This window comes from Streptomyces sp. NPDC047982, assembly GCF_043204165.1.
GTDB lineage: Bacteria > Actinomycetota > Actinomycetes > Streptomycetales > Streptomycetaceae > Streptomyces.
The window spans coordinates 79841-103178 of sequence record NZ_JBIDBS010000025.1; the positions used below are offsets into that span (position 1 = coordinate 79841).

General features: G+C 71.7%; 24 protein-coding genes and 1 pseudogene. 12 read left to right on the top strand and 13 right to left on the bottom strand.

Translation table 11 applies throughout. The features are described from left to right. Positions 1–116 precede the first annotated feature (116 nt). The 3 genes from ACGF2V_RS26765 to ACGF2V_RS26775 form a co-directional block, all read right to left on the bottom strand. Positions 117–1070: an RNA polymerase sigma factor SigF gene (locus ACGF2V_RS26765; protein ID WP_392913324.1), complete on the bottom strand. Its 954-nt coding sequence runs from the start codon at positions 1068–1070 to the stop codon at positions 117–119. Further along, on the bottom strand, positions 1067–1480 hold the full coding sequence (locus ACGF2V_RS26770; protein WP_362627642.1) for an anti-sigma regulatory factor: 414 nt from the start codon (positions 1478–1480) through the stop codon (positions 1067–1069). Before ACGF2V_RS26770 ends, ACGF2V_RS26765 begins: the two co-directional genes overlap by 4 nt. Positions 1481–1746: 266 nt before the next feature. Beyond that, positions 1747–2007 carry a UBP-type zinc finger domain-containing protein gene (locus ACGF2V_RS26775; RefSeq protein ID WP_362627644.1) on the bottom strand — a complete coding sequence of 87 codons (261 nt, stop codon included), beginning with the start codon at positions 2005–2007 and terminating at the stop codon, positions 1747–1749. Between the two features lie 36 nt (positions 2008–2043). Between ACGF2V_RS26775 and ACGF2V_RS26780 the strand changes: the two genes are divergently transcribed. Continuing rightward, positions 2044–3639, top strand: a complete 1596-nt coding sequence (locus tag ACGF2V_RS26780) for a Na+/H+ antiporter (RefSeq protein ID WP_362708947.1) — start codon at positions 2044–2046, stop codon at positions 3637–3639. 53 nt (positions 3640–3692) lie between these two features. On the opposite strand, the gene ACGF2V_RS26785 is transcribed toward ACGF2V_RS26780, so the two are convergent. From ACGF2V_RS26785 to ACGF2V_RS26795, 3 genes are all read right to left on the bottom strand, one after another. Further along, entirely contained in the window at positions 3693–4586 is an 894-nt protein-coding gene (locus tag ACGF2V_RS26785; RefSeq protein WP_362627650.1) for a pyridoxal-phosphate dependent enzyme, read from the bottom strand. A 189-nt stretch (positions 4587–4775) separates the two neighbouring features. After that, on the bottom strand, positions 4776–5972 hold the full coding sequence (locus tag ACGF2V_RS26790; protein WP_362627652.1) for a globin domain-containing protein: 1197 nt from the start codon (positions 5970–5972) through the stop codon (positions 4776–4778). Between the two features lie 162 nt (positions 5973–6134). Continuing rightward, positions 6135–6587: an Rrf2 family transcriptional regulator gene (locus ACGF2V_RS26795; protein ID WP_362627655.1), complete on the bottom strand. Its 453-nt coding sequence runs from the start codon at positions 6585–6587 to the stop codon at positions 6135–6137. 199 nt (positions 6588–6786) lie between these two features. Here ACGF2V_RS26795 and ACGF2V_RS26800 point away from each other — a divergent pair, with 199 nt between their 5' ends. The 4 genes from ACGF2V_RS26800 to ACGF2V_RS26815 all read left to right on the top strand — a co-directional run bounded on the left by ACGF2V_RS26800 (position 6787) and on the right by ACGF2V_RS26815 (position 11469). After that, positions 6787–8193, top strand: coding sequence for a family 2B encapsulin nanocompartment shell protein (locus ACGF2V_RS26800; RefSeq protein WP_362627658.1), 1407 nt, complete (start codon positions 6787–6789; stop codon positions 8191–8193). A gap of 422 nt (positions 8194–8615) precedes the next feature. After that, the gene (locus tag ACGF2V_RS26805; protein ID WP_392913348.1) at positions 8616–9734 is read left to right on the top strand and encodes a family 2 encapsulin nanocompartment cargo protein polyprenyl transferase; all 1119 of its coding nucleotides are present in this window, start codon (positions 8616–8618) and stop codon (positions 9732–9734) included. Between the two features lie 392 nt (positions 9735–10126). Continuing rightward, positions 10127–11107, top strand: coding sequence for a DUF1648 domain-containing protein (locus tag ACGF2V_RS26810; RefSeq protein WP_362708942.1), 981 nt, complete (start codon positions 10127–10129; stop codon positions 11105–11107). Positions 11108–11109: 2 nt separating this feature from the next. Further along, positions 11110–11469: a GntR family transcriptional regulator gene (locus ACGF2V_RS26815; protein ID WP_362627667.1), complete on the top strand. Its 360-nt coding sequence runs from the start codon at positions 11110–11112 to the stop codon at positions 11467–11469. A gap of 256 nt (positions 11470–11725) precedes the next feature. Here the strand turns inward: ACGF2V_RS26815 and snpA are convergent, their stop codons facing one another. Continuing rightward, positions 11726–12388 (bottom strand): snapalysin, encoded by a 663-nt coding sequence (gene snpA, locus ACGF2V_RS26820; protein ID WP_362627670.1) that lies wholly within the window; start codon positions 12386–12388, stop codon positions 11726–11728. A 268-nt stretch (positions 12389–12656) separates the two neighbouring features. Between snpA and ACGF2V_RS26825 the strand changes: the two genes are divergently transcribed. The 3 genes from ACGF2V_RS26825 to ACGF2V_RS26835 all read left to right on the top strand — a co-directional run bounded on the left by ACGF2V_RS26825 (position 12657) and on the right by ACGF2V_RS26835 (position 15149). Continuing rightward, positions 12657–13610, top strand: a complete 954-nt coding sequence (locus tag ACGF2V_RS26825; protein ID WP_362627673.1) for a LysR family transcriptional regulator — start codon at positions 12657–12659, stop codon at positions 13608–13610. 241 nt (positions 13611–13851) lie between these two features. Further along, positions 13852–14211, top strand: a complete 360-nt coding sequence (locus tag ACGF2V_RS26830; protein WP_362708940.1) for a DUF952 domain-containing protein — start codon at positions 13852–13854, stop codon at positions 14209–14211. Next, entirely contained in the window at positions 14208–15149 is a 942-nt protein-coding gene (locus ACGF2V_RS26835; protein ID WP_362708937.1) for an NAD(P)H-binding protein, read from the top strand. The genes ACGF2V_RS26830 and ACGF2V_RS26835 overlap by 4 nt, the downstream gene beginning before the upstream one ends. A gap of 287 nt (positions 15150–15436) precedes the next feature. Here the strand turns inward: ACGF2V_RS26835 and ACGF2V_RS26840 are convergent, their stop codons facing one another. Beyond that, the gene (locus ACGF2V_RS26840; protein ID WP_362627682.1) at positions 15437–15916 is read right to left on the bottom strand and encodes a VOC family protein; all 480 of its coding nucleotides are present in this window, start codon (positions 15914–15916) and stop codon (positions 15437–15439) included. Positions 15917–16653: 737 nt separating this feature from the next. On the opposite strand from ACGF2V_RS26840, the gene ACGF2V_RS26845 reads away from it, so the two are divergent. Together ACGF2V_RS26845 and ACGF2V_RS26850 are read left to right on the top strand one after the other, a co-directional pair. Beyond that, positions 16654–16911, top strand: coding sequence for a hypothetical protein (locus ACGF2V_RS26845; protein ID WP_362627685.1), 258 nt, complete (start codon positions 16654–16656; stop codon positions 16909–16911). Positions 16912–17291: 380 nt separating this feature from the next. Continuing rightward, positions 17292–17539 (top strand): annotated as a pseudogene (locus ACGF2V_RS26850) (transposase); the annotation flags it as partial. Positions 17540–17649: 110 nt separating this feature from the next. On the opposite strand, the gene sodN reads toward ACGF2V_RS26850, so the two are convergent. Further along, positions 17650–18045 carry a superoxide dismutase, Ni gene (gene sodN, locus ACGF2V_RS26855; RefSeq protein ID WP_073781898.1) on the bottom strand — a complete coding sequence of 132 codons (396 nt, stop codon included), beginning with the start codon at positions 18043–18045 and terminating at the stop codon, positions 17650–17652. Positions 18046–18235: 190 nt separating this feature from the next. On the opposite strand from sodN, the gene sodX reads away from it, so the two are divergent. Next, entirely contained in the window at positions 18236–18694 is a 459-nt protein-coding gene (gene sodX / locus ACGF2V_RS26860; RefSeq protein ID WP_362708934.1) for a nickel-type superoxide dismutase maturation protease, read from the top strand. Here the strand turns inward: sodX and ACGF2V_RS26865 are convergent. Beyond that, positions 18598–19227, bottom strand: coding sequence for a CGNR zinc finger domain-containing protein (locus ACGF2V_RS26865; RefSeq protein ID WP_362627691.1), 630 nt, complete (start codon positions 19225–19227; stop codon positions 18598–18600). The genes sodX and ACGF2V_RS26865 overlap by 97 nt on opposite strands. An 87-nt stretch (positions 19228–19314) precedes the next feature. On the opposite strand from ACGF2V_RS26865, the gene ACGF2V_RS26870 reads away from it, so the two are divergent. Beyond that, a complete protein-coding gene (locus ACGF2V_RS26870; RefSeq protein WP_392913338.1) occupies positions 19315–20076 on the top strand; it encodes a class I SAM-dependent methyltransferase in 762 nt (253 codons plus the stop codon). Between the two features lie 348 nt (positions 20077–20424). Here the strand turns inward: ACGF2V_RS26870 and ACGF2V_RS26875 are convergent, their stop codons facing one another. The 3 genes from ACGF2V_RS26875 to ACGF2V_RS26885 are packed head-to-tail and all read right to left on the bottom strand — an operon-like array spanning position 20425 to position 23129. Beyond that, positions 20425–21192, bottom strand: coding sequence for an amino acid ABC transporter ATP-binding protein (locus ACGF2V_RS26875; protein ID WP_362708931.1), 768 nt, complete (start codon positions 21190–21192; stop codon positions 20425–20427). Continuing rightward, positions 21189–22139 (bottom strand): amino acid ABC transporter permease, encoded by a 951-nt coding sequence (locus tag ACGF2V_RS26880; RefSeq protein WP_389048072.1) that lies wholly within the window; start codon positions 22137–22139, stop codon positions 21189–21191. Before ACGF2V_RS26880 ends, ACGF2V_RS26875 begins: the two co-directional genes overlap by 4 nt. Positions 22140–22166: 27 nt before the next feature. Beyond that, the gene (locus tag ACGF2V_RS26885; RefSeq protein ID WP_362708929.1) at positions 22167–23129 is read right to left on the bottom strand and encodes an ABC transporter substrate-binding protein; all 963 of its coding nucleotides are present in this window, start codon (positions 23127–23129) and stop codon (positions 22167–22169) included. Positions 23130–23338: the final 209 nt, after the last annotated feature.

The following is a 23338-nucleotide window of genomic DNA, read 5'->3' on the forward strand; positions in this document are numbered from 1 at the left end:
AGGGGGACGGAGGCCGGCGGACACCGGGCCCGGCCGTACGCCCTTACGGCCCGGGGCGATAAGGGGGGCGGATCGGGCCCGTCGTCATGCGGCTTCGAGCGCGGGGCGGAGGACCGTCACTCCTCGACGAGCAGGCGTTCGCGCAGTTGGGCCAGGGTGCGGGCCAGCAGCCGCGAGACGTGCATCTGGGAGATGCCGACCTCCTGGGCGATCTGCGACTGGGTCATGTTGCCGAAGAAACGCAGCAGCAGGATCCGCTTCTCGCGCGGCGGGAGGTCCTCCAGCAGCGGCTTGAGCGACTCCCGGTACTCGACGCCCTCCAGCGCCTCGTCCTCGGACCCGAGCGTGTCCGCGACGGCGGGCGACTCGTCGTCCGTGTCCGGCACGTCCAGCGAGAGCGTGCTGTACGCGTTGGCCGATTCCAGGCCCTCCAGCACCTCTTCCTCGGAGATGCCCAGGCGCTCGGCCAGTTCGTGCACCGTCGGCGAGCGGCCGTGCAGCTGGGAGAGCTCGGCGGTCGCCGTGGTGAGCGACAGCCGCAGCTCCTGGAGCCGACGCGGCACCCGGACCGCCCAGCCCTTGTCACGGAAGTGGCGCTTGATCTCGCCGACGACCGTGGGGGTCGCGTACGTCGAGAACTCGACGCCGCGGTCCGGATCGAACCGGTCCACCGACTTGATCAGGCCGATCGTGGCGACCTGTGTCAGATCGTCGAGCGGCTCGCCGCGGTTGCGGAACCGGCGGGCCAGGTGCTCCACGAGCGGCAGATGCATCCGCACCAGCTGATTGCGCAGCTCCGCCCGCTCGGGCGAACCGTCGGGAAGAGCGCGCAGTTCGACGAAGAGCGCCCGCGCCCCGCTGCGGTCCTGTGGATCGTGGTGCCCGTGCTCGCTCATCTGGCCTGCCCGCTCCGCCTGCGACTGCTCCACCGCGGCCGTACGGCCCGCGGGCCCGTCCGCCCCGTCCTCCGGATGGGGAAGGGCCTGCTGTTCCGGGATGCCTGCCGCACGCACCACCCCTGGTCGGATCGTCTCGTCCCGCACCGGACCGTCCCCGTTTCCGTTGCTCACGCCGGCCCGGGTCCCGCGCCGCGCTGTTTGTAGAGGCTGATGCTGACCGTACGGTCGTCCTCCACCGAGGAGTCGACCTTCCCGGCCAATGCGGAGAGCACCGTCCAGGCGAAGGTGTCTCGCTCCGGCGCCCGGCCGTCCGTGGTCGGTGCCGACACCGTCACCTCCAAGGAATCCTCGATGAGCCGGAAGACGCAGCTGAGGACGGAGCCCGGCACGGCCTGCTGGAGCAGGATCGCGCAGGCCTCGTCGACCGCGATGCGAAGATCCTCGATCTCGTCGAGCGTGAAGTCCAAGCGTGCAGCGAGGCCGGCCGTGGCCGTACGCAGCACCGACAGGTAGGCACCCGCAGCCGGCAGCCGGACCTCTACGAAGTCCTGATTCCCGGGCTCGCCTGCGATCTGGGACACCCTCACCTCCAAGGTGGCACAAACTCTTCCGAGGATCCGGGAAGGGCACCCCGGAGCCATGTCGTACGTCTTCGGTTCTGGCCCGGCGACGCTATCGCGATCCATGATGCCGTGTCGTCGAACCCCCGGGCTCTGGCGACGGATCACGATCGGACAGGACCCGGCTCATGGCCGTCACTCATAGTAAGTCAATGGCCACACGCGGTGCCTAGGGGTCTGTGGCGATCGATTACGGACAACCGGCGCCGCTTTGACGTACCCGGGCGTCAGACGATCGAACCGTCCGCGTAGCACCAGCGCCAGCTCTCGCCCGGTTCGAAGCTCCGCATCACCGGATGCCCGGTCTCCTCGAAATGCCCCGTGGCATGCCGCAGCGGGGACGAGTCGCAGCAGCCGATGTGGCCGCAGACCAGACACAGCCGCAGATGCACCGGTTGCGTGCCCGCCACGACGCACTCCGGGCAGGTCTCGCTCAGAGGCTCCGGCTCGGGGTGCGGCAGCGCGAGCACATGCGAGCAGTCACTCATGATGGTCAGGTTACGTCGGATGCGAGGACCGTGGACATGGATGTACTGCCGCTGGTCGCGGCGAGTGCCGCCGTCGCGGGGGCGGCCCGCCGCACCCCCGTGCCGGCCCCCCTGCTGCTGGTGACGGTGGGGCTCATCGCCTCGTACGTGCCGGGGGTGCCGTCGTACACCCTGGACGCGGACATCGTGCTGCCGCTGCTGCTGCCGCCCCTGCTCTACACGGCGGCCGTCGACAGCTCGTACCTCGATCTGCGGGCCAACGTGCGGCCGGTCGCGCTGCTCTCCGTCGGCTACGTCCTCTTCGCGACCGTGGCGGTCGGCTGGCTCGCGTACCTCGTGGTGCCCGGCCTGCCGCTCACCGCCGCGTTGGTGCTCGGCGCGGTCGTCGCCCCGCCGGACGCGGTCACGGCCGCCGCGATCGCCCGGCGGGTCGGCCTGCCCAGCAGGGTCACGACGATCCTCCAGGGCGAGTCCCTGGTGAACGACGCCACCGCGATCACCGCGTACAAGGTGGCCCTGGCCGCCGCCGTCGGCGAGGGCATGAGCTGGGGCGCGGGGATCGGCGAGTTCCTGGTGGCCGCGATCGGCGGGGTCGTGGTCGGCCTGGCGCTGATGGTGCCGCTGCACTGGCTCCGTACGCACCTCAAGGAAGCCCTGCTGCAGAACACGCTGTCGCTGCTGATTCCCTTCGTGGCGTACGCGGTGGCCGAGCGCGTGCACGCCTCGGGGGTGCTCGCCGTCGTCGTCGTCGCGCTCTACCTGGGTCACCGCGCCTGGCAGGTCGACTTCGCGACCCGGCTCCAGGAGGCGGCCGTCTGGAGGATGGTCGCGTTCGTCCTGGAGTCCGCCGTCTTCGCGCTGATCGGGCTCCAGCTGCCCTTCGTCCTGAAGGGTCTCGGCGCGTACGCCGTGACGGACGCGCTGCTGTACGCGGTGGCGGTGTTCGCGGCCGTCGTCGTGGTCCGCTACGTCTGGGTCTTCCCGGCCACGTACCTGCCCCGGTGGCTGTCGAAACGGATCCGCGAGCGCGAACCGGACACCGACTGGAAGGCGCCCACGATCGTCGGCTGGGCCGGGATGCGCGGGGTCGTCTCACTTGCCATCGCGTTCTCCATCCCCCTGCTGACGGCCGAGGGGCAGGCGTTCCCGGCCCGGAACCTGGTGCTGTTCCTGACCTTCACCACGGTCATCGGCACCCTGGTCGTCCAGGGGCTCACCCTGCCGCTGCTGGTGCGTGCGCTGAGGCTCCCGGCCCGGGACGCGACCGCCGAGACCCTGGCCGAGGCCCAGGCGCAGAGCGAGGCGTCCGCCGCCGCCGAGGCCCGGCTGGACGCCCTGCTCGGCGACCCCCGCAACGCGCTGCCGGGGCCGCTCACCGACCGTCTGCGCGCCGTCCTGGAACGGCGTCGCAACGCCGTGTGGGAGCGGCTGGGCGCGACCAACCCGGTGACCGGGGAATCGGTGGACGACACGTACCGGCGCCTGGCGGGGCAGACGCTCGACGCCGAGCGCGCGGTCTTCGTGCGGCTCAGGGACGAGCGGCGGATCGACGACGAGATGCTCCGCACCCTGCTGCGACGGCTCGACCTGGAGGAGGCGGCGGCCTACCGCGAGGAGTCGGGCACGGCGTGAGCGGACGGGGAGGGCCTGAGGGGAGACCCGCGCCCGCCCGGCCGGAGCGGCCGTCAGGGGCGGCCCGTGACGACGGCCACGACCGTCGCCCCCGCCGGCAACGCGCCCTCCTCGGCCAGCGTGGTGAGCGCGAACAGCAGCTTGGCGACGTAGAGCCGTTCGACGGGCAGTCCGTGCCGCTGCTCGAAGTCGTCCGCGAACGCGTGCAGCTCCGAGGTCGTACGGGCGTAGCCCCCGAAGTGGAAGCGCCCGTCCAGCGACCACGCCCCCGAGGGCCCGCCGAACGCCTCTCGTTGCAGCTCCCGCACCGCGTCGCCGAGGAAGCCCCCGCGCAGCACCGGGACCCCGAGCGCCCGTTGTCCCGGCGCCAGACCCGCGGCGAGACCGGCGAGGGTGCCTCCGGTGCCGCAGGCCACCGCGACCACGTCGGCCCGCCCGCGCAGCTCGCGCCCCAGCACGGCGCAACCTCGCACGGCCAGGGCGTTGCTGCCGCCCTCCGGGACGACGAAGCACTCCCCGAAGGAGCGGCGCAGCCCGGCCAGGACCTCCGGGTCGCTCTTCGCGCGATAGGTCGCGCGGTCCACGAACCGCAGCGTCATCCCGTCCGCGGCGCACCGGGCGAGCGAGGGGTTGAGGGGGCGGTCGGCCAGTTCGTCGCCGCGTACCACCCCGATGGTGGGGAAGCCGAGCAGCCGCCCGGCGGCGGCGGTGGCGCGCAGGTGGTTGGAGTACGCCCCGCCGAACGTCAGGACGGTGCGCCCGGCGGCGGCCCGCAGGCTGGGGGCGAGCTTTCGCCATTTGTTGCCCGGCAGATCGGGGTGGATCAGATCGTCCCGCTTGAGCAGCAGCCGCACGCCCCGGCGGGCGAACCGGTCGTCGTGGGCCTCCTCCAGGGGGGAGGGCAGCCGGGGCCGCAGGAGTGCTTCGGGGTCCGTGGGGCGGTTCACCCGTCCATTTGACCAGGCCGGGCCGACGGCCGCCGCGGGGCGTTCCCGGACCGGGCCGAGGGCCCACGCGAGGCGCCGCGTGCACCCGACCGCGGCGGCGGACGTCGCTCCGCCGCCGCGGTGGCGGCACGCTCCCGGGCCGGGCGCCTCACGAGGCCGCTTCGGCGCGGCACTTGAGGCGCACCCCGTTCAGTCCTGGGCGATCCAGAGGTCGGGGCCGAACACCTCGTAGTGGATGTCGGCGGCCGGGACACCCTTGGCCAGCAACTGGGTGCGCACGGCGCGCATGAAGGGCAGTGGGCCGCACAGGTAGGCGTGGGTGCCGGGCGCGACCGCGAAGTCGCCCAGGTCCACCAGGCCGGTGCGGTCGGCGCTGTGGCCGGGCTCCGGGTGCTCGTACCAGAAGTGGGTGGTGGCGTCGGGGAGCTTGCCGGCGAGCGTCACGTGGTCGTCGCGCAGCGCGTGCTCCGCGGGGGAGCGGTCGCCGTGCACGACGGTGACCGGGGCGCTGTGGCCGGTCGCGGCCAGGTGCTCCAGCATGGACAGCATCGGGGTGCAGCCGATACCGGCGGAGGCGAGCAGGAGCGGGGCGTCGGAGTCGTCCAGCACGAGGTCGCCGTACGGGGCGGAGACCCGCAGCCGGTCGCCGACCCGGACCTCGGCGTGCAGGTGGCAGGAGACCTCGCCGTCCGGGGAGCCGCCGCCGTGCACCCGCTTGACGGTGATCGAGCGCAGCGGCGACCCCGGGGCGCTGGAGAGGCTGTACTGGCGTATCTGCCGCGCCCCGTCCGGGAGTTCCACCTGCACGGAGACGTACTGTCCGGGACGGAAGTCGGGCGCGGGCTCCCCGTCGGCCGGGCGGAGCCGGAAGGTGGCGACGTCGGTCGTCTCCTCGGTCCGGCCGACCACCTCCCACTCGCGCCACACGTCACCGTCGACCACGCCCTGCTCCGCGTACAGCCGGGCCTCGCGCGAGATCAGCGCGTTCGCCATGAGCCAGTAGACCTCGTCCCAGGCGGCGGCGACCTCGGGAGTGACCGCGTCGCCGAGCACCTCGGCGATGGCGGCGAACAGGTGCCTGTGCACGATGTCGTACTGGTCGGCGGTGACGCCGAGCGAGGCGTGCTTGTGGGCGATCCGGCCGAGCATCACGTCGGGGCGGGTGTCCGGGTGCGCGACCAGGTGGGTCGCGAAGGCGGCTATGGAGCCCGCGAGGGCCTGGCGCTGGGCGCCGGACGCCTGGTTGCCGCGGTTGAAGAGATCGCGCAGCAGCTCCGGGTGGGCGCTGAACATCTTGCGGTAGAAGAGGTCGGCGATGTCCCCGATGGCCGCTCCCACGGCGGGGAGGGTGGCGCGGACGGTGGCGGTCGACGTCTCGGACAGCATCGATGACTCCTTCGTCTCCTCGGTCGGAGCGACCTCGGCGAGAATCTGAATTGGTATCTCAGATTCGTATTTTTGGGCAGGGGGGAACCAGGCAGGTGGTGCCTGGAGATCTGGGGTGCGGGACGGGGGTGCGTGCGGGCGTGCCGCGGTGCTCCGGTCGGCTCAGCCGGGGGCCGGGCCGATGCCGCTGATGCCGATCAGTACGGGCCCGGTGGGTGAGGCGACGAGTTGGTCGACGGTGATCGGGTCGAGCGAGGCGTAGAAGGCTTCCTCCGCCTGGCGCAGGGCGCCGCGCAGCCGGCAGGCCGAGCGCAGGGGGCACGGGGTGGCGCCCTCGCACTCCACGACGTCGCCCGGACCCTCCAGCTCCCGGACGAGCCCGCCGATCGAGGCGGACCGGCCGGCTCCGGTGAGGCTGAGCCCGCCGCCACGGCCCCGGCGTGCCTCGACGAGACCGAGGTGCTGGAGCCGTGCGACGACCTTCGCGGTGTGCGTGTACGGCACCTGCATGGTCGCCGCCACCTCCCGGGTGGTCGGTGGGTCGTCCTCGTTCTCGACGACCGCGAGGCGCATCAGTACGCGAAGCGCCACGTCGGTGAACTTCGTCAGCCGCATGACCGTCACGGTAGATAAGTTGCATCCGGGATGCAACTTAAGGGCGTCCGCCGACGCCCACCGGAGCCGCCGGACGTCGTGCCCAGTCCACACGCCGATTAGTCACACCCTTTTGTGTAATGGTGCGCGCCCTCGGGTGCTGAAAGGCTTCTTCGCGCAGGTCAGCCGATCATTCGAGAGTCATTCGAGAGGACGACAGATGTCCGTTCGTGAAGAGGTTCAGCACGTGACGTCGCCGCCGCAGCAGAGTCTGGGCACGGCAGCGGCGCGGAACCTCGCGACGACCACCAAGTCCGCCCCGCAGATGCAGGAGATCACCTCGCGGTGGCTGCTGAAGATGCTGCCGTGGGTACAGGTGCAGGGCGGCACCTACCGGGTGAACCGGAGGCTGAGCTACGCGGTGGGGGACGGCCGGGTGACCTTCGTCCAGACCGGTGACCGGGTCGCGGTCGTCCCCGCCGAACTCGGAGAGCTCCCCGCCCTGAGGGGCTTCGGTGACGAGGACGTGCTCGCCGAACTGGCCCGCCGGTGCGAGCAGCAGGACATCGCCGCGGGGCAGGTGCTGGCCGGTGCGGGGGACCCGGCGGACCGCGTCTACCTGCTGGCGCACGGGAAGGTCGAGAAGGTCGGCACCGGCCAGTACGGGGGCGAGACGGCGCTCGGGGTCCACGCCGACGGGGCCTACTTCGGGGACCGCTGTCTGGTCGACGGCGAGGCCGTCTGGGAGTACACGGCCCGTGCGCTCACCGCGTGCACGCTGCTGACGCTGAGCCGCGCGGACGTCCTCAATCTCGCCGAGCGCGCCGATTCGCTCCGTGCGCACCTCACCGGGCTCGTCAACGTTCCGCAGCAGCGCACCAACAAGTACGGCGAGGCGGCGATCGACCTGTCCGCCGGCCATGTCGGCGAGGCCGTGGTCCCGCACACGTACGTGGACTACGAGGTGTCGCCGCGCGAGTACGAACTGAGCGTCGCGCAGACCGTGCTGAAGGTGCACAGCCGGGTCGCCGACCTCTACAACCAGCCGATGAACCAGACCGAGCAGCAGTTGCGGCTCACGGTGGAGGCGCTGCGCGAGCGCCAGGAGCACGAACTGGTCAACAACCGCGAGTTCGGCCTGCTCCACAACTGCGACTACGGGCAGCGGATCCAGCCGCACGACGGCGCACCCGGCCCGGACGACATGGACGAACTGCTCTCGCGCCGCCGCGGTTCGAAGCTCTTCCTCGCCCACCCGCGGGCCATCGCGGCGTTCGGCCGTGAATGCAACAAGCGCGGCCTGGTGCCCGAGAGCGTGGACATCGGCGGACACCACGTACCGGCCTGGCGGGGCGTGCCCATCCTCCCGTGCAACAAGATCCCGATCACCGAGGCCCGGACCACGTCGATCATCTGCATGAGGACGGGTGAGTCGGAGCAGGGCGTCATCGGGCTCCAGCAGTCCGGCATCCCCGACGAGATCGAGCCCAGTCTGTCGGTCCGCTTCATGGGCATCGACGAGCAGGCCATCATCTCCTACCTGGTGACGGCCTACTACTCCGCGGCCGTGCTCGTGCCGGACGCGCTCGGCGTCCTGGAGAACGTCGAGGTCAGCCGCTGGCGGTAGCCGCTCGGCCCTGCCTTCGAACCGCCGTTGTCCGGCAGGTGGCCGTTCGGGGACAGGGCCCGAGGGCTGTCCCGTGATCCGTGGTGGATCGCCGCGCGGCGTCGGATGTGGCGCATCGCAGGGCGCAGGAGCGTTGGCATATCCGGATGTATGCGCAGGCTCCGCAACGCGGCGAGGGACCGCGACTGTCGTGGGGCGCCCGCCAGGGAATACGGGACAGCCCGCAGGGGACCGGGCGGTGGAGCCCGGCACCGGACAACCTCCGCCCCGTGCCGTCGGGCCCGGGGCGGCATCGGGAGGACGACGCCTCAGTGAAGACGCACCACGCAATCCCCTCACCCACCCCCCGGACCCCGGGCGACGACGGTTCGGCCGTTCTCGCGGGCCTGGACGGCGCGGGTCCGGCGGTCTCCGCGGTCTCCATGGACCCGGGCGGCAGCACCCCGGCCGCTGCCGTGCCCTGGGGCGGCGGGGCCCCGGCCGTTTCCGCCGCCCCGCTTCCGGATGCCCTTTCCGTGACGCCGGGCCTGGAGGCCGAGGCTCTTTTGGAACGGACCCGGAGCCTCGTCGATCCGCCGCTGCGTGCCGCCGTCGACTCCTTGCCGGGGTCGATCCGTCGCGTCGCGATGTACCACTTCGGCTGGCAGCGCGCCGACGGCACCCCCGTCGCCGCAGGGGCGGGCAAGGCGATCAGGCCCGCGCTCGTGCTCGCCGCCGCCCGGGCACTGGGCGGCGACCCGCGGCGTGCGGTGCGGGCGGCCGTCGCCGTGGAACTGGTCCACAACTTCACCCTGCTGCACGACGACGTCATCGACGAGGACCGGACGCGCCGTCACCGTCCCACGGCGTGGACGGTCTTCGGCATCCCGGCCGCGATCATCGCCGGTGACGCGATGCTCGCGCTCGCCCAGCGGCTGCTCGCGGAGGACGAAGGTCCGGTCGGGGTCCGTGCCTCGGCACGTCTGTCCGCCTGCGTCGTCGAACTCTGCGCCGGGCAGCAGGCCGACTGCTCCTTCGAGGACTGCGGTCCGGACGAGGTCTCGCTGGACGAGTGCCTGACCATGGCCACGGCCAAGACCGGCGCCCTGCTGGGCTGCGCGTGCGCGCTGGGGGCGTTGTACGCGGGTGCCGGGGAGCGGGTCGTCGGAGCGATGGACGGATTCGGCCGGGAGACGGGACTCGCCTTCCAGATGATCGACGACCTGATCGGCATCTGGGGGGATCCGGAGCGGACCGGAAAGCCCGTAGGGGCGGATCTGGCCGCCCACAAGAAGTCCCTGCCGGTGGTCGCCGCGCTGACCTCCGGTACCCCCGCAGCGGCCGAACTCGCGTCGCTCTACCGGGGATCCATGAGCACGACGGCCGAGGTGGACCGCGCCGCCGATGCCATCGAACGGGCCGGCGGCCGGGACTGGGCCCAGGCGTGCGCGGCGGACCGCATGGCACGCGCGGTCCACCACCTGTCGCGGGCGGTGCCCGATCCGGACCGGGGCGGTGACCTGCTGACCCTGGCGGAGTTCGTCACCCGTCGTACGCACTGAAGAACCGCACGGCGAACGGGGGGAACGGGGGGCGGTGGAAGGCGGGGGACGGGCGACGGGGTACGACGGGCCGGACCGAGGGGGGAGGCGGCGGCCGGGGCCCGTCCGGCGGGCTCGCCTGCTTCCGGGGCGTCAAGGACGCCTACCGCGAGGTGGCCGGCGAGGGGGACGTCCGGGGTGCGAGGCTGATCGCGATCGATGCTGAACGCGATCGGATCGCGCGTCCCGGTGAGGGTCCCGGCCGCGTTCCCGCGCTCATGCCCGTTCCGGGCCCCGCGTCCGTGCCCGGCGGTCTGCGGTCGAATCGTTCCCCGCCTCCGGGGGCTGCTGCCTCCGGGGCTTCCCCCTTGCCGCTCCATTGTTCTACTATCATGCGAACAATGGAGGTTTTCATGAAGCGTAAGAACCTGGGCGGCGCGACCGTCGTCGCGCTGCCGTTCCTGCTGGCGCTCGTGGTCGAACTGGTGCTGTTCGCGGTCCTCCGTGACCGGCTTCCCGAGCAGATCGCCGTGCACTTCCGCCCCGACGGCCGGGCGGATCGGTACATCGGAGGGGAATGGCACGTCGTGGCCGGTTCCGCGCTGTTCGTGGTGATGGGCGCGCTGTGGACCCTGACGTTCGTGCGGGGGAAGCTCTACGGGCGGGCCCACCACCTGATGGTCGCCACCGGATACGCCTTCGCCGGGTTCCTGGGCTGGCTGATGTCCGCCACGCTGCTCGTCAACGTGGACGCCGGTGCGAATGCCCAGGGGGAGGCGCAGGGCGTGTCGCTTCCGATGGGGCAGCTCGCGGTGGCCCTGGCGGTCGCCGTGGTCGCCGGCGGACTGGGGCTGGCGGCGGCCGCGCTCGTGCCCGTACCGGAGCCCCCCGCGGTGGTCCGGGCGCAGGACGGTCCGCGGATCACGCTCGCCGACGGCGAGATCGCCGGATGGGCCCGCAGCGCGGGGAGCTGGTGGACGCCGATGGTCGCGCTCGCGCTCGTGGCCGTCGGGGTCGTGCTGCTGCTCACCTCGGGCTGGACGGCCGCGATTCCGCTGCTGGTCCTCGGTGTGCTGATGGCCGTCTTCGCCCGGCCGTACGTCGTGGTCGACCGGCGCGGCATCACGATCTCGGGGATGCTGCCCTGGCCGCGGCTGAGAGTGCCGCTCGACCGGATCGAGTCCGCCGTCAGCCGGGACATCAACCCCCTTGCGGAGTACGGCGGATGGGGCTACCGCGTCCGGCCGGCGCGGAGCGGGCTCGTGATCCGCTCGGGCGAGGGTGTCGTGGCGGCCCTGGCCGGTGGCCGGGAATTCGCGGTGACCGTCGACGACTCGGCGACCGCCGCCGCGCTCCTCAACGCTCTCATCGACCAGCGACGGGCGGAACGCTGACCATGCTCTTTCGGGTCGATCCCACGTCCACCGTGCCACTCGGCGACCAGATCGCCGCCTCCGTCCGCCGGGCGGTCGCCGACGGCACGGTGACCTCGGGCGAGCGGCTGCCCGCCGCCCGGGTCCTCGCCGAGTCCCTCGGGGTCAACGTCCATACCGTGCTGCGTGGTTACCAGCGGCTTCGCGAGGAGGGACTGATCGAACTACGCCGGGGCCGCGGCGCGGTCGTCACCGGCGGCGCGTCCCCGCACCACGCCCGGCTGCTGGAACGCGTACGCGAAGTGGTCCGCGACGCACGGGAGTTGGGGATGACGGAGGACGAGCTGCTGGCCCTGGTCCGTGCCGCGCTCAACAATCAGTAGGCCGGCCATCCGTCCCGACTCCGTGCGCGACCGGCCCTTTCGCGGTCGTGCCGGCCCGTCCTGCGCCCGTGCCTGCGGGCTGCTCCGCGGTCGTGCCGCTGGGCCGTCTCGTGTCCGTGTCGTCCGGGTGGTGAGGCGGGCGGGGCCACCTCGCCTTGCGGGGTGGCCCCGCTCGTCACCGGTCGGCCGGACCGGACGGCTCAGCCGGAACGGACGTCCCGGGCGGACCGCTCGCCTCGGCCGGGCCGGGCGTCCGTCACGAGGAATGGCGCGCCAGGGCGGCTGCGAAGCCGTACTGCCACAGGGAGTTCACCTGGCTGCGCTCGTTCGCGTTGGGGTACGCGTTGGTGCAGGACGTGCCGGGCCCGCCGCCGGACATCAGCTCGCTGCACGGGCCGGAGTAGTGGTCCGGGAGCCCGAGCACGTGACCGGTCTCGTGGGCGGTCACGCGGGTCGAGTTGTACTGCTGGTTCTGCGCGTAGTCGAGGAAGATGTACCCGTTCCCGTGCCCGTCGGTGCTGGCGTAGGAGCCGCGCGGGTCGTTGCCCTCGTGGTACGTGAAGTCGGGGTTCGAACCTTCCTGGAGCCGCACGTTGGACACCGAGCCGTTCCATATCTGCGCGCTGTTGGCTATCTGGGTGCGGAAGCTCGGCGCGCTCGCCGCGCTGTAGACGACCGTGACCGCCTCGGCGCCCGGGTTCGCGGCCCGCTTCTCGGCGACGGACTTGACGACGGCCTCGAAGAACGCCCTGTTGGCCGCGGCGTCCTCGTGCGAACCGGCCTGTGCGGTGTAGCCGGCCTGGGCCGCCGGTGCGGCGGGGGCGGGGGACGAGGCGATGGCGGGTGCGGTGCCCAGCGCGGCCGCGAGCCCGAAGCCGAGGCCGACCACGGCCGACATGACGGTCCTGGGGTGTCTCATGGGGGGTCTCCTACCGGTTGCCGATGCAGGGAAATCCGTCCGATGAACGGACTCGGACGGTGGCGGTACGCAGAGAGTCTCCGGGAGCGCAAGCCTCGGCGGATGATGTCAACCGGCGATAGCCCGGCCCTATCACCGCCTCCGGTCCCGCCCCTGTCACCGGCTCCGCCCCGGCCCCGGCCGTCCTCCAACTCCCGCGGGAATCATGGGATGTGGAGGTGTACCGGCGTCTGGTGCGACAGCGGCCCGCCGCCCTACGCTCGACGGCATGGAGCTTGAGGTGAGACACCTCAGGGCGCTGTGCGCCATAGCGGACGCGGGCAGCCTGCACCAAGCAGCCCGCAGGCTGGGCGTGAGCCAGCCCTCCCTGACCACCCAGCTGCGGCGGATCGAGAAGACGCTGGGTGCCGAACTGTTCTGCCGCGAACGGACCGGCTGCCGCCCGACGTTGCTCGGCCGCGCCGTCCTCAGCCGGGCCCGCCCCCTGGTCGACGGCATGACCGCCCTGGTCAGCGACGCGAAGGCGGAGGCCGACGCGGTACGGGCGTCCGGCCCCCGGCTGCGTATCGGCAGCACCGCGAGCCGGGTCGTCGGTGGCTGGCTGCGCAGACTGCGGCTCCGGCTGCCCGACACGGACATCTCGCTGCGGGTCGACGTGTCGGCCGGCGCCCTGCTGCGCACGGTCGAGGCCGGTGGGCTCGATGTCGCCTTCGTGCACGAGGTCGAGGGCTGCCCGCTGACCGTTCCCGACGGTCTGACGCAACGCGTACTCCTGGACCGCGAACCGCAGTTCGTCTGCATGGCCCGGGACCACCCCGCCGCCGCCCGGTCCGTCGTCGACCTCGGGGACCTGGCCGCGGACCGGTGGATGGTCGACCCCACGGTGGACGGCGAGTGGGACGGGCTGCGCCGGGTGCTCGACGATGCGGGCCTCGCGCCGACCATCCTGCACGGCGACTACCTCACCGCCGCGTCGCTGGTCGTGCTCGGCGAGGCGGTCGCCCCGTGCCAGCCCACGTCCGGGCCGCGCGACGACATGGCGATCCGCCCCCTGCGCGACGACCCCCTCGCCGTGCGGCTGCTGCTGGTGTCCCGGCCCGGCGCCGACACGGAGACGGTGTACGCGGAGCTGGAGGCGGCCTACCGCGAGGCGGCCCACCGGGCGGCCGGGTACCGCCAGTGGCTGCTGCGCAACCGCAGCCCGCTCGTCCGCGCGCCCTGAGCGTCCGCGGCCGAGTCCGCCGGGGTCGGAACGCGGCAGCGAACCCCTGCCCACCTGCGGTGGGGAGCCCACGAACACGCCGGCCCCACCGCGGGCGCCCGAAGACGGCCGCGGCCCCTCGCCGCGTCGTCGGAACGCACGCGTGCATCCGGTATGCGGGTGCCCCCGCCTTGCGACGCAGCACGTCCGACGCCGCGCGCTGATCCACCACGGACCACGGGACAGCCCTTAGCGTTGGCCCATGGCCGAACTGCTGCTGCACCTCACCGAAGGCCCCTTGTGGGAGGCGGCCCGCGGGATCGGGACGTACGAGATGTCCACCCGTGGCCGCACCCTGCACGAAGAGGGCTTCATCCACTGCTCGCTGCCGCACCAGCTCGACGGGGTGGCCGAGATGCTGTACGGCGCCGGAAGCCGGGCCGGGGCCAGTGACCAGGACCTGGTGGTCCTCGTCATCGACCCGGACCGGCTTCCGGTCCCCGTACGGTACGAGCCCGCCGTGCCCGGCGGTGAGGACTTCCCGCACATCTACGGACCGGTCCCCGTGGACGCCGTCGTGGAGGTGCGCCCCTGGCCGCGCGAGGAGGGCGAGCACGCGTGAACCCCTCGGACCGCACCGGCACCACCGCCCCGCGTTCCTCCGCCCCCGCCGCGCCCGTCATCGCCGTCACCGGCGCGAGCGGTGCGGTCGGCGGGCGCGTCGCGCGACGCCTCGCGCGCGCCGGAGTGCCTCAACGCCTGCTCAGCCGCGATCTGTCGCGGCTGCCCGACCTGCCCGGCGCCGTGGCCGCGCCGCCCGCCGCCTACGGGGACGGGGAGGCCATGCGTCTCGCCCTGGCCGGGGCGCACACCCTGCTCCTCGTCTCGGCGCACGAGAGCCCCGACCGGGTCCGCGAGCACACCACGGCCGTGGACGCGGCGGTGGCCGTCGGCGTCGAACGGATCGTGTACGTCTCCTTCCTCGGCGCCGCACCGGACGCCACGTTCACGTTCGCCCGGGACCACTGGCACACCGAGGCGCACATCCGGGTCGCCGACGTCCGCCACACCTTTCTGCGCGACAGCCTGTACCTGGCCGCGCTCCCCGCGATGACCGGCCCCGACGGCGTCCTGCGCGGTCCGGGCGGCGACGGCCGGGTGGCGGCGGTGGCGCACGAGGACGTCGCGGACGCCGCGGCCGCCGTACTGCTCGCCGACACCGAGAGCGACGGGACCCGCCACGACGGCGCCGCCTACGACCTCACCGGTCCCGAGGCGTTCACCCTCGCCGAGGCCGCCGAACAACTCGGCCGGGCCACCGGCCGGACCATCACCTACGTGCCGGAGACCCGCGAGGAGGCGTACGCCTCACGGGCGCGGTACGGCGCCGAGGACTGGGAGGTGACCGGCTGGGTGACGTCGTACGAGGCCATCGCGGCAGGCGAGATGTCCGCGGTCTCGGACGCCGTGCCGGCCCTCACCGGCCACCCGGCGATGGACCTGGCGACCTATCTGAGGGAACATCCGGAAAGCTACCGGCACTTGCTGCTGTCGGACTGACCGCACTGCGCGGAAGCCGGAACGGGGCGGAGGGACCACGAGCGATGCGTACGGAAACACCGTGGGGCCCCTGGGACCCGCTCCCGCTCGCCGAGGCCGCCCGCCTGTTCTCCCCGCTGCGCACCCCCTGGTGGCGAGGCGGCCCACCGGGCGGCCGCGCGCCTGGCCGGCCGAGGCGATGACCCTGACCGAGGGCGCCGACCACCCATGGGTGACGCGTCTGGGGACCCGTGACGCGGATTGACGCCGCCCGTCGACGTGGCCGTCGGCCCGTTCCCCTCCGCGCCTCAGCCCGCGTCGTGCGCCTCGCGCAGCGCGGCGATGTCCAGCTTCTTCATGGTCATCATCGCCGCGGTGGTACGCGCCGCTCGCGCGGCGTCCTGGTCGGCGAGCAGGTCGATCAGCACCTCGGGGGTGACCTGCCAGGAGACGCCGTAACGGTCCTTCAGCCAGCCGCAGGGGCCTTCTTCGCCCCCGTCGGCGAGCCGGCTCCAGTAGTAGTCCACCTCGTCCTGGTCCGCGCAGCCGATCTGGAACGAGACGGCCTCGTTGAACGTGAATTCCGGCCCGCCGTTCACCCCGACGAACCTCTGGCCGTTGATCTCGAACTCGACCGTCATGACCGACCCCGCGGGCCCGGGCCCGGCTTCCGTGTATCGCACGGTCCTGCCGCGGCGGGAGTTCCTGAACACCGAGAGGTAGTACTCCGCCGCCTCCTCGGCCTGCCCGTCGAACCACAGGCACGTGGTGAAGCCCTGGGTGGTCATCCCTGTCTCCTGTCGTGAGCGCATACCCGCCGGATGCGCATGTCCACTCATATCGACCGATCCCGCCCAGGGACTTGTCGGTCACGCACGGGAGGCATCGGAATTCACGTCGGCACGGTCATCATCACCGGCAACGCGTTCGAGAAAGCGGTCAACGCGCCGAGCGCCCCGTCGAGCCGCTGGTCACATCTTCCGTTCTTCGCCCAGGTGTTCGCCGCGACCAAGCGGGTCGCGTCGCTCCTGTCGGGGTGTCCGGGGCGGGCTTCGGTGGTTCATGAGCCGTGCCTCGTCACCGCACCGAGGCGACGCCGATTCTCCGCGCCGCCGGATGACGACGCGGTGCCCTCCCGGCGTTGATCGAGAAGGTACCGGCTGTCCGAATCACGTGCACCATCGGGGTGACAACTGGTGCCACACCAGGCCGGGTTCGGGTCTCGCGGAGGAGGGCGACGCGCTCGTGCCGGAACGGTGCGCCCACGAGCGGGAGTCGGGGCGTCGGACCCGAGAGCTTCGCCACGAGGGCCTTGCCACCCGCCGGGCGGGATGTCGTGGCCGCCGATCCGGCAGGTATCCACATGCGTCAGCCGGCGGATCGGGCTCCATTCCTCCGGGAGTGTCGTCATGTGTACGGCCGTGCGAGTGGTCAACGGCGGGATGACGTTACGTGTCGATCTTGCGGATCGTTCCTTGCGGTGTCTGCCCTGTCTGAGGGCAGAACAGCGAAGGAGAAAAGAAACATGAGGAACGTCAAGAAGATCGCAGTGGTGGCCGCGGCCACCTGCGGAATCCTCTTCGCCGGCGTCGGCGGGGCCAGCGCTGCTCCCGGCGACGGGGACAACATCCCCGTGCTCAGCAAATTCAACCACCTCGACTGGGAAGACTCGCCCTTCTGCGGACTCCAGATCAACACCCAGTACACCGCGCAGGAGACGTCATGCCCCGTAGCGCACCTGGAGAACAGTCCCTTCAGCGCGGTCTTCATCATGGCCGACTGAGGACTCGCGCGGACAAGCGCGAGGGAGTACCCCAGTAGCAGAACGGACAGGTCCGGTGGTCACGGAGTTGCGACACTCTGCGATCACCGTGCACAGCTCATCCCTCGTGCCTGGATCAACCACCGCTGGGACGATCGCCCCACCCGGCGACCATGACCCCACGCCTGTCCGCGCGGCCTCCAAGCCCGCGTGCATGCGGGTCGCGCTGAAACACCCTCGGGCGGACTTCTTCCGTCCGGGGGTGTTTCGTGTGTACGGCCGCACTCCCGCCCCGCGACCCGCGCCACCCGCCCGAGAAAGTGCGGGCCGCGCCGGCCGCCCGAGCCCTGCGCACCGGCCGCGCCCGACGCAAGCCGCGCCGCCGGGGGAAGCGAGATGGCGCTCACGGCGCCGCCACCGTCGCCACCGACATCCCGGTCTGCTTCTGCGATCCGGCCGGCCCCTGGCAGCGCGGCTCGAACGAAAACACCAACGGTCTCCTGCGCCAGTGCTTCCCCAAGAGCACGGACCTGTCCGTCCACACCCGCGAGCACCTGGCCGCCGTCGCCGCCGAACTCAACGGCCGCGACGCCAAACGCTCGGCTGGGAAACCCCAGCCGAGCGCCTGCACAAACTGCTCGCGGCCTGATCGACACGACCACGTGGTGCAACGACCCCTAGAAACCGCCTCGAAGCGGTCGGGCCGCTCTCATTCCTGCTCTGACCTGCTGTCCAGCCCGAGGCTGAACGGAAGGCGGGTCACGCCTTCTTGGTCTCCCAGAAGATCTTGTCGATCTCGGCGATGTAGTCCAGCGCCTTCTGGCCCGTCGCCGGGTCCGTGGACGCCTTCGCGGCCGACAGGGCCTTCAGGGCGTCGTTGACCAGCTGGTGCAGCTGCGGGTACTTCTCGAAGTGCGGGGGCTTGAAGTAGTCGCTCCACAGCACCGAGATGTGATGCTTGGCCAGCTCGGCGCGCTGCTCCTTGATGACCGTGGCACGGGCCCGGAAGTGCGGGTCCTCGTTGGCCTGGTACTTCTCCTGGACGGCCTTGACGGACTCCGCCTCGATGCGGGCCTGGGCCGGGTCGTACACACCGCAGGGCAGGTCGCAGTGGGCGCTGACCTTCACCTTGGGGGCAAACAGGCGGGAAAGCATGGAGCTGTCCTTCCTCGTGATCGTCTTCTCAGGTGGGACATTACTCCGTGGGAGGCCGGTTTTCGTGGGTGGCCCCGAGGGCTTAGGCCAAAAGTCCGGGGCGAGGGTGGGCCCGGTGGCCGAATGCACGGAACGCCGTGGGTGAGGGTGTAGTGGATCCTGGTGCTGGACGGAGCGGGGGGCCGGAGAGATGAGGGAGGTGCCGGACGTGCCTGAGCTGACGCCGGAGCGGTCCGGGCGGGGGCCGACGGGGCGCGTGCCCTTCCAGGTGGTGGAGGTGACGGGGCCGTCGATGGTGCCCACGCTCCATCACGGTGACTGGCTGCTCGTGCACTACGGGGCGACGGTGCGCCCCGGGGACGTGGTGATTCTGCGCCATCCGTTCCAGCAGGACCTGCTGATCGTCAAGCGGGCCGCCGAGCGGCGCCGGGGTGGCTGGTGGGTGCTGGCCGACAACACGTTCGCGGGCGGCGACAGCACGGACTACGGGACCGTGCCCGAGGAGTTCGTGCTGGCCAGGGCGCGGATGCGCTACCGGCCGCTGAAAAAGGATCAGCGGACGCTGCGCGGGGTGCTCGCCTGGGCGGTCTTTGCGGTGCGGCCGGTCTCGGCGGCGCGTTCCGTCTCCAGGCGTTTGCGGGCCCGGTAGGCGGCCACGTTGGCGCGGGTCGCGCAGCGGTCCGAGCAGTAGCGGCGGGAACGGTTGGTCGAGGTGTCCAGATAGGCGTTGCGGCACGGCGCCGACTGGCACAGCCCGAGCCGGTCCGCGCCGTACGAGGTGAGGTGGAACGCGAGCCCCATCGCCGCGATGGCCGCGTACCCGGCCGTCGCGTTCGACGGATGGTCCGCCAGGTGCATGTGCCAGTCCGGCTTGCCGTCCACGTCGCGCAGGTCGTGCCCGGAGATCTGCGGGCTGACCGGGAACTCCAGCAGCAGGGAGTTCAGCAGGTCGACGGCGAGCGTCTCGTCGCCGCCGTCGGCCGCTTCGAAGACCGCGCGCAGGCGCGCCCGTACGGACCGGAAGCGGGTCACGTCCGCGTCGGTGGCGCGCCGACCCGCCTGCTGGTTGGCGCCGAAGAGTTCGCGGACCGCCTCGACGGAGGTGAGGGAGTCCTTGCTGCGGGCCGGCTCCTCGGTGTTGACCAGTTTCACGGCATAGTCCGAGTAATAGGCCAGTTCCACTTGTAGTCCTTACGGAGTCGGTCTAAAGTCGTACGCGAACGATGTAACGGGCTTTTTCGGTACCAGGGTATTACAAAGGAGGTCCTCGTGGCGGAGACGGCCGCACACACCGACTGGACGGCCTGGCAGGAGAGCTGGGACCGGCAGCAGGAGTGGTACATGCCCGACCGGGAGGAGCGGTTCCGCGTGATGCTGGACATGGTCGAGGCATTCGTGGGGCCCCGGCCGCGCGTCCTCGATCTCGCTTGCGGTACGGGAAGTATCACGGACCGGCTGCTCAAGCGGTTCCCGGAGGCGACCAGTACGGGCGTCGACCTCGACCCCGCGCTGCTCGCCATCGCCCGCGGGTACTTCGACGGCGACGGGCGCGTCACGTTCGTCACCGCCGACCTCAAGGACCCCGACTGGGCCGAGAGGCTGCCGTGCGACTCGTACGACGCCGTCCTCACCGCCACCGCCCTGCACTGGCTGCACGTCGAACCGCTCGCCGCGCTCTACCGGCGGATCGGCGGGCTCGTCAGGGACGGCGGGGTGTTCATGAACGCGGACCGCATGATCGACACCGGCACACCCCGGATCAACGCGGCCGAGAGCGCGTACCGGCACGCGGGGATGGACCGGGCCAGGGCCGGGGGCGCCCTGGACTGGGCCGACTGGTGGGCCCTCGCGGCCAAGGACCCGGTGCTCGCCGAGCCGACCGCCGAGCGGTTCAGGATCTACGGCGAGCACGCGGACGGCGACATGCCGCCGGTGCGGTGGCACGCCGACACCCTGCGCGAGGCGGGGTTCGCCGAGGCGCGCGCCGTCTGGGCGTCGCCGTCGGACACCTTGGTGCTCGCCGTGAAGTGAGGCGGGTGGCGCGGGTGGCGCGGGTGGTGAGGAGGCTGTCACGGCTCCGTCCGTGATGACGTGAGGGAGGGGGGGGGGGGGGGGGGGGGGGGGGCGGGCGGGGCGGGCGGGGGGGGGGGGGGGGGGGGGGGGGCGGGGGGGGGGGGGGGGGGGCGGGGGGGGGGGGGCGGGCGGCGCGGGGGGGGGGGGGGGGCCGGCGGCGGCGCGGGGGGGGGGGGGGGGGCGGGGGGCGGGGGCGGGGCGCGCCCCCCCCCGCCCCCCCCGCCCCCCCCCCCCCCCGCCCCCCGCCCCCCCCCCCCCCCCCCCCCCCCCCCCCCTCCCTCCGTGTTCTCAGGTGCCCTCGGCCGGTCAGAGTACCTTCGACAGGAACGACTTGGTCCGCTCGTGCCGCGGGTTGGTCAGGACCTCGCGCGGGTGTCCCGACTCGACCACCACGCCGTCGTCCATGAAGACCAGTGCGTCACCCACCTCGCGGGCGAAACCCATCTCATGGGTGACGACGACCATGGTCATGCCGTCCTCCGCAAGCGAGCGCATGACGTCCAGGACGTCGCCCACCAGTTCCGGGTCCAGCGCCGACGTCGGCTCGTCGAAGAGCATCAGCTTCGGCTCCATGGCCAGGGCGCGGGCGATGGCCACCCGCTGCTGCTGGCCGCCGGAGAGCTGGGAGGGGTAGTTCCCCGCCTTGCCGGCCAGGCCCACCCGGTCCAGCAGTCGTTCGGCGCGGGCTCGCGCCACGGCCTTCGACTCGCGCCTGACCTGGACCGGGGCCTCCATGACGTTCTCGATCGCCGTCATGTGCGGGAAGAGGTTGAAACGCTGGAAGACCATCCCGATGTCCCGGCGCTTCAGGGCGACCTCGCTGTCCCTCAGTTCGTAGAGCTTGTCACCCTTCTGGCGGTAGCCGACCAGCTCGCCGTCGACGTACAGACGGCCGGCGTTGACCTTCTCCAGGTGGTTGATGCACCGCAGGAACGTCGACTTGCCGGAACCGGACGGGCCGATCAGGCAGAAGACCTCGCGCGGGGCGACCTCCAGGTCGATGCCCTTGAGGATGTGAGCGGCGCCGAAGGACTTGTGGACGCCCTCGGCCTTCACCATGGCCGTGGCCTTCATGCCACAACTCCCTTCGGACGGCCCAGGGTCAGCAGGACGGCCCTGACCTTCTGCATCGGGGTGGGCGGCAGGCTGCGGGTCGAACCGCGGGCGTAGTACCGCTCCAGGTAGAACTGGCCGACGCTCAGCACCGAGGTCATGATCAGGTACCAGGCCGCGGCCAGGAAGTACATCTCGACCGGGGCGCCGGACGACTGCCCGATGTCCTGGGCGAACTTGAACAACTCGTAGAACTGGACGGCGGCCACCAGGGACGTCGTCTTGAGCATGTTGATGACCTCGTTGCCCGTCGGCGGCACGATCACCCGCATCGCCTGCGGGATCACGACCCGCCACAGGGTCCTGCCGTGGCTCATGCCCAGCGCGTGCGCCGCCTCCGTCTGGCCCTCGTCGACCGAGAGCAGGCCCGCCCGGCAGATCTCCGCCATGTAGGCGGCCTCGTTGAGCCCCAGGCCGAGCAGCGCCGTCAGCAGCGGCGTCATGAAGCTCGACCAGTAGTCCTTGTAGATCGGCCCGAGGTTGATGTACTCGAAGACCAGTCCCAGGTTGAACCAGACGAACAACTGGACCAGGACCGGGGTGCCGCGGAAGAACCAGATGTAGAACCAGGCGATCGACGAGGTCACCGGGTTCCTCGACAGCCGCATGACGGCCAGCAGGACACCGCCGACGATGCCGATCACCATCGACAGGGCGGTCAGCAGCAGGGTCTTGCCGACGCCCGTCATGATGCGGTCGTCGAAGAAGTACTCCGGCACCGCCCCCCAGTTGATCTTGCCCTGGCCGAAGGCGTAGACGATCGCGACGAGTGCCCCGATGGCGACGACGGCCGAGACGTACCGGCCGTAATGCCGGACCGGAATGGCCTTGATCGACTGCGGCGCGGCCGACGAGGCGGAGGGGACGGGGGGCCGGCCGGCCGGATCCGTCTTCTTGATGTCAGTCACGGAAGATACCTTTCAGCGCCGAACCGGTCAGGATCCGCCGTTCACCTCGGCCGCGGTCACCGCACCGGCCTCCACGCCCCACTTGGCCAGGATCCGGCCGTACTCGCCGTTCTTGATGATCGCGTCCAGGGCCGCCTGGATCGCCTTGGTCAGCTGGTCGTTGCCCTTGGCGACGGCGATGCCGTACGGCGCCGCCTCGACCTGTTCGCCGACGACCTGGAAGTCCTTGCCGCCGCCCGAGGTCTTCACCGCGTACGCGGCCACCGGGAAGTCCGACGAGCCGGCGTCGGCGCCGCCGCTGCGCAGCCGGGTCTGGGCCTCCAGGTCGTTGTCGAAGGTCTCCATGGCGATCTTCTTGCCGTCCGCGCACTTCTCCGACTCGGTCTTGGCCAGGTCGTGCGAGACGGTGCCGCGCTGCACGGCGATCTTCTTGCCGCACAGGTCCGCCCAGGTCCTGATGCCCTGGTCGTCGCCCTTCCTGGTGTAGATCGAGACCCCGGCGGTGAAGTAGTCGACGAAGTCGACACCTTCGCCGACCTTCTTCCCGGTCTCGGAGTCGACACCGTTCTGGCGGTCCTTGGTGTCGGTCATCGACGACATCGCCACGTCGTAGCGCTTGGAGCGCAGGCCCGTGATCAGCGTGTCGAACGTGCCGTTCTCGAACTGGAACGTCACGCCGAGCGCCTTGCCGAGCGCGGCGGCGATGTCGGGGTCTATACCGACCGTCCTGCCCGACTTGTCCTTGAACTCGACCGGCGGGTACGCGATGTCCGAACCCACCCTGATGACGCCCTTGGCCTTGATCTCCGGCGGCAGGAGCGCGGCGGCCGCGGAGTCCGTGCCGCCGGCCCTGGTCGAGCCGGAACTGTTGGATCCGCCCTTGGTCTGGTCGCCGCACGCGGTCAGCAGCATGACTCCGGCGAGCGCGATGGTGCCGACCGCCGCCATTCGGGACTTCGTGGCCGTACGGCCAAAGGTGCTTGCGGTCATGATCGGAATCCTCCAGCGGATGAAGGGGGCAGTGCCGAGCGATGAACGACACCTGTCCCCAGGTGTCGTCGCTCTGAACGGTGAGGGCATCTTGCCACTCTGACCAGTGCATTCAGCGGCCCGCGCATGTCAAAATCAGATAACGGGTGATCCCCGGATCTCGTGGCACCGGACCCTCGGGGCCGGACCTTCCGCAAAGATTCCCCCTC

Coding starts and splice junctions, on each gene's coding strand:
- ACGF2V_RS26775 (WP_362627644.1), bottom strand. CDS start 2,007: ATGAGTGACTGCTCGCATGTGCTCGCGCTGCCGCACCCCGAGCCGGAG.
- ACGF2V_RS26780 (WP_362708947.1), top strand. CDS start 2,044: ATGGATGTACTGCCGCTGGTCGCGGCGAGTGCCGCCGTCGCGGGGGCG.
- ACGF2V_RS26790 (WP_362627652.1), bottom strand. CDS start 5,972: ATGCTGTCCGAGACGTCGACCGCCACCGTCCGCGCCACCCTCCCCGCC.
- ACGF2V_RS26795 (WP_362627655.1), bottom strand. CDS start 6,587: ATGCGGCTGACGAAGTTCACCGACGTGGCGCTTCGCGTACTGATGCGC.
- ACGF2V_RS26800 (WP_362627658.1), top strand. CDS start 6,787: ATGTCCGTTCGTGAAGAGGTTCAGCACGTGACGTCGCCGCCGCAGCAG.
- ACGF2V_RS26805 (WP_392913348.1), top strand. CDS start 8,616: ATGGACCCGGGCGGCAGCACCCCGGCCGCTGCCGTGCCCTGGGGCGGC.
- ACGF2V_RS26810 (WP_362708942.1), top strand. CDS start 10,127: ATGAAGCGTAAGAACCTGGGCGGCGCGACCGTCGTCGCGCTGCCGTTC.
- ACGF2V_RS26815 (WP_362627667.1), top strand. CDS start 11,110: ATGCTCTTTCGGGTCGATCCCACGTCCACCGTGCCACTCGGCGACCAG.
- snpA (WP_362627670.1), bottom strand. CDS start 12,388: ATGAGACACCCCAGGACCGTCATGTCGGCCGTGGTCGGCCTCGGCTTC.
- ACGF2V_RS26825 (WP_362627673.1), top strand. CDS start 12,657: ATGGAGCTTGAGGTGAGACACCTCAGGGCGCTGTGCGCCATAGCGGAC.
- ACGF2V_RS26830 (WP_362708940.1), top strand. CDS start 13,852: ATGGCCGAACTGCTGCTGCACCTCACCGAAGGCCCCTTGTGGGAGGCG.
- ACGF2V_RS26840 (WP_362627682.1), bottom strand. CDS start 15,916: ATGACCACCCAGGGCTTCACCACGTGCCTGTGGTTCGACGGGCAGGCC.
- ACGF2V_RS26845 (WP_362627685.1), top strand. CDS start 16,654: ATGAGGAACGTCAAGAAGATCGCAGTGGTGGCCGCGGCCACCTGCGGA.
- sodN (WP_073781898.1), bottom strand. CDS start 18,045: ATGCTTTCCCGCCTGTTTGCCCCCAAGGTGAAGGTCAGCGCCCACTGC.
- sodX (WP_362708934.1), top strand. CDS start 18,236: ATGAGGGAGGTGCCGGACGTGCCTGAGCTGACGCCGGAGCGGTCCGGG.
- ACGF2V_RS26875 (WP_362708931.1), bottom strand. CDS start 21,192: ATGAAGGCCACGGCCATGGTGAAGGCCGAGGGCGTCCACAAGTCCTTC.
- ACGF2V_RS26885 (WP_362708929.1), bottom strand. CDS start 23,129: ATGACCGCAAGCACCTTTGGCCGTACGGCCACGAAGTCCCGAATGGCG.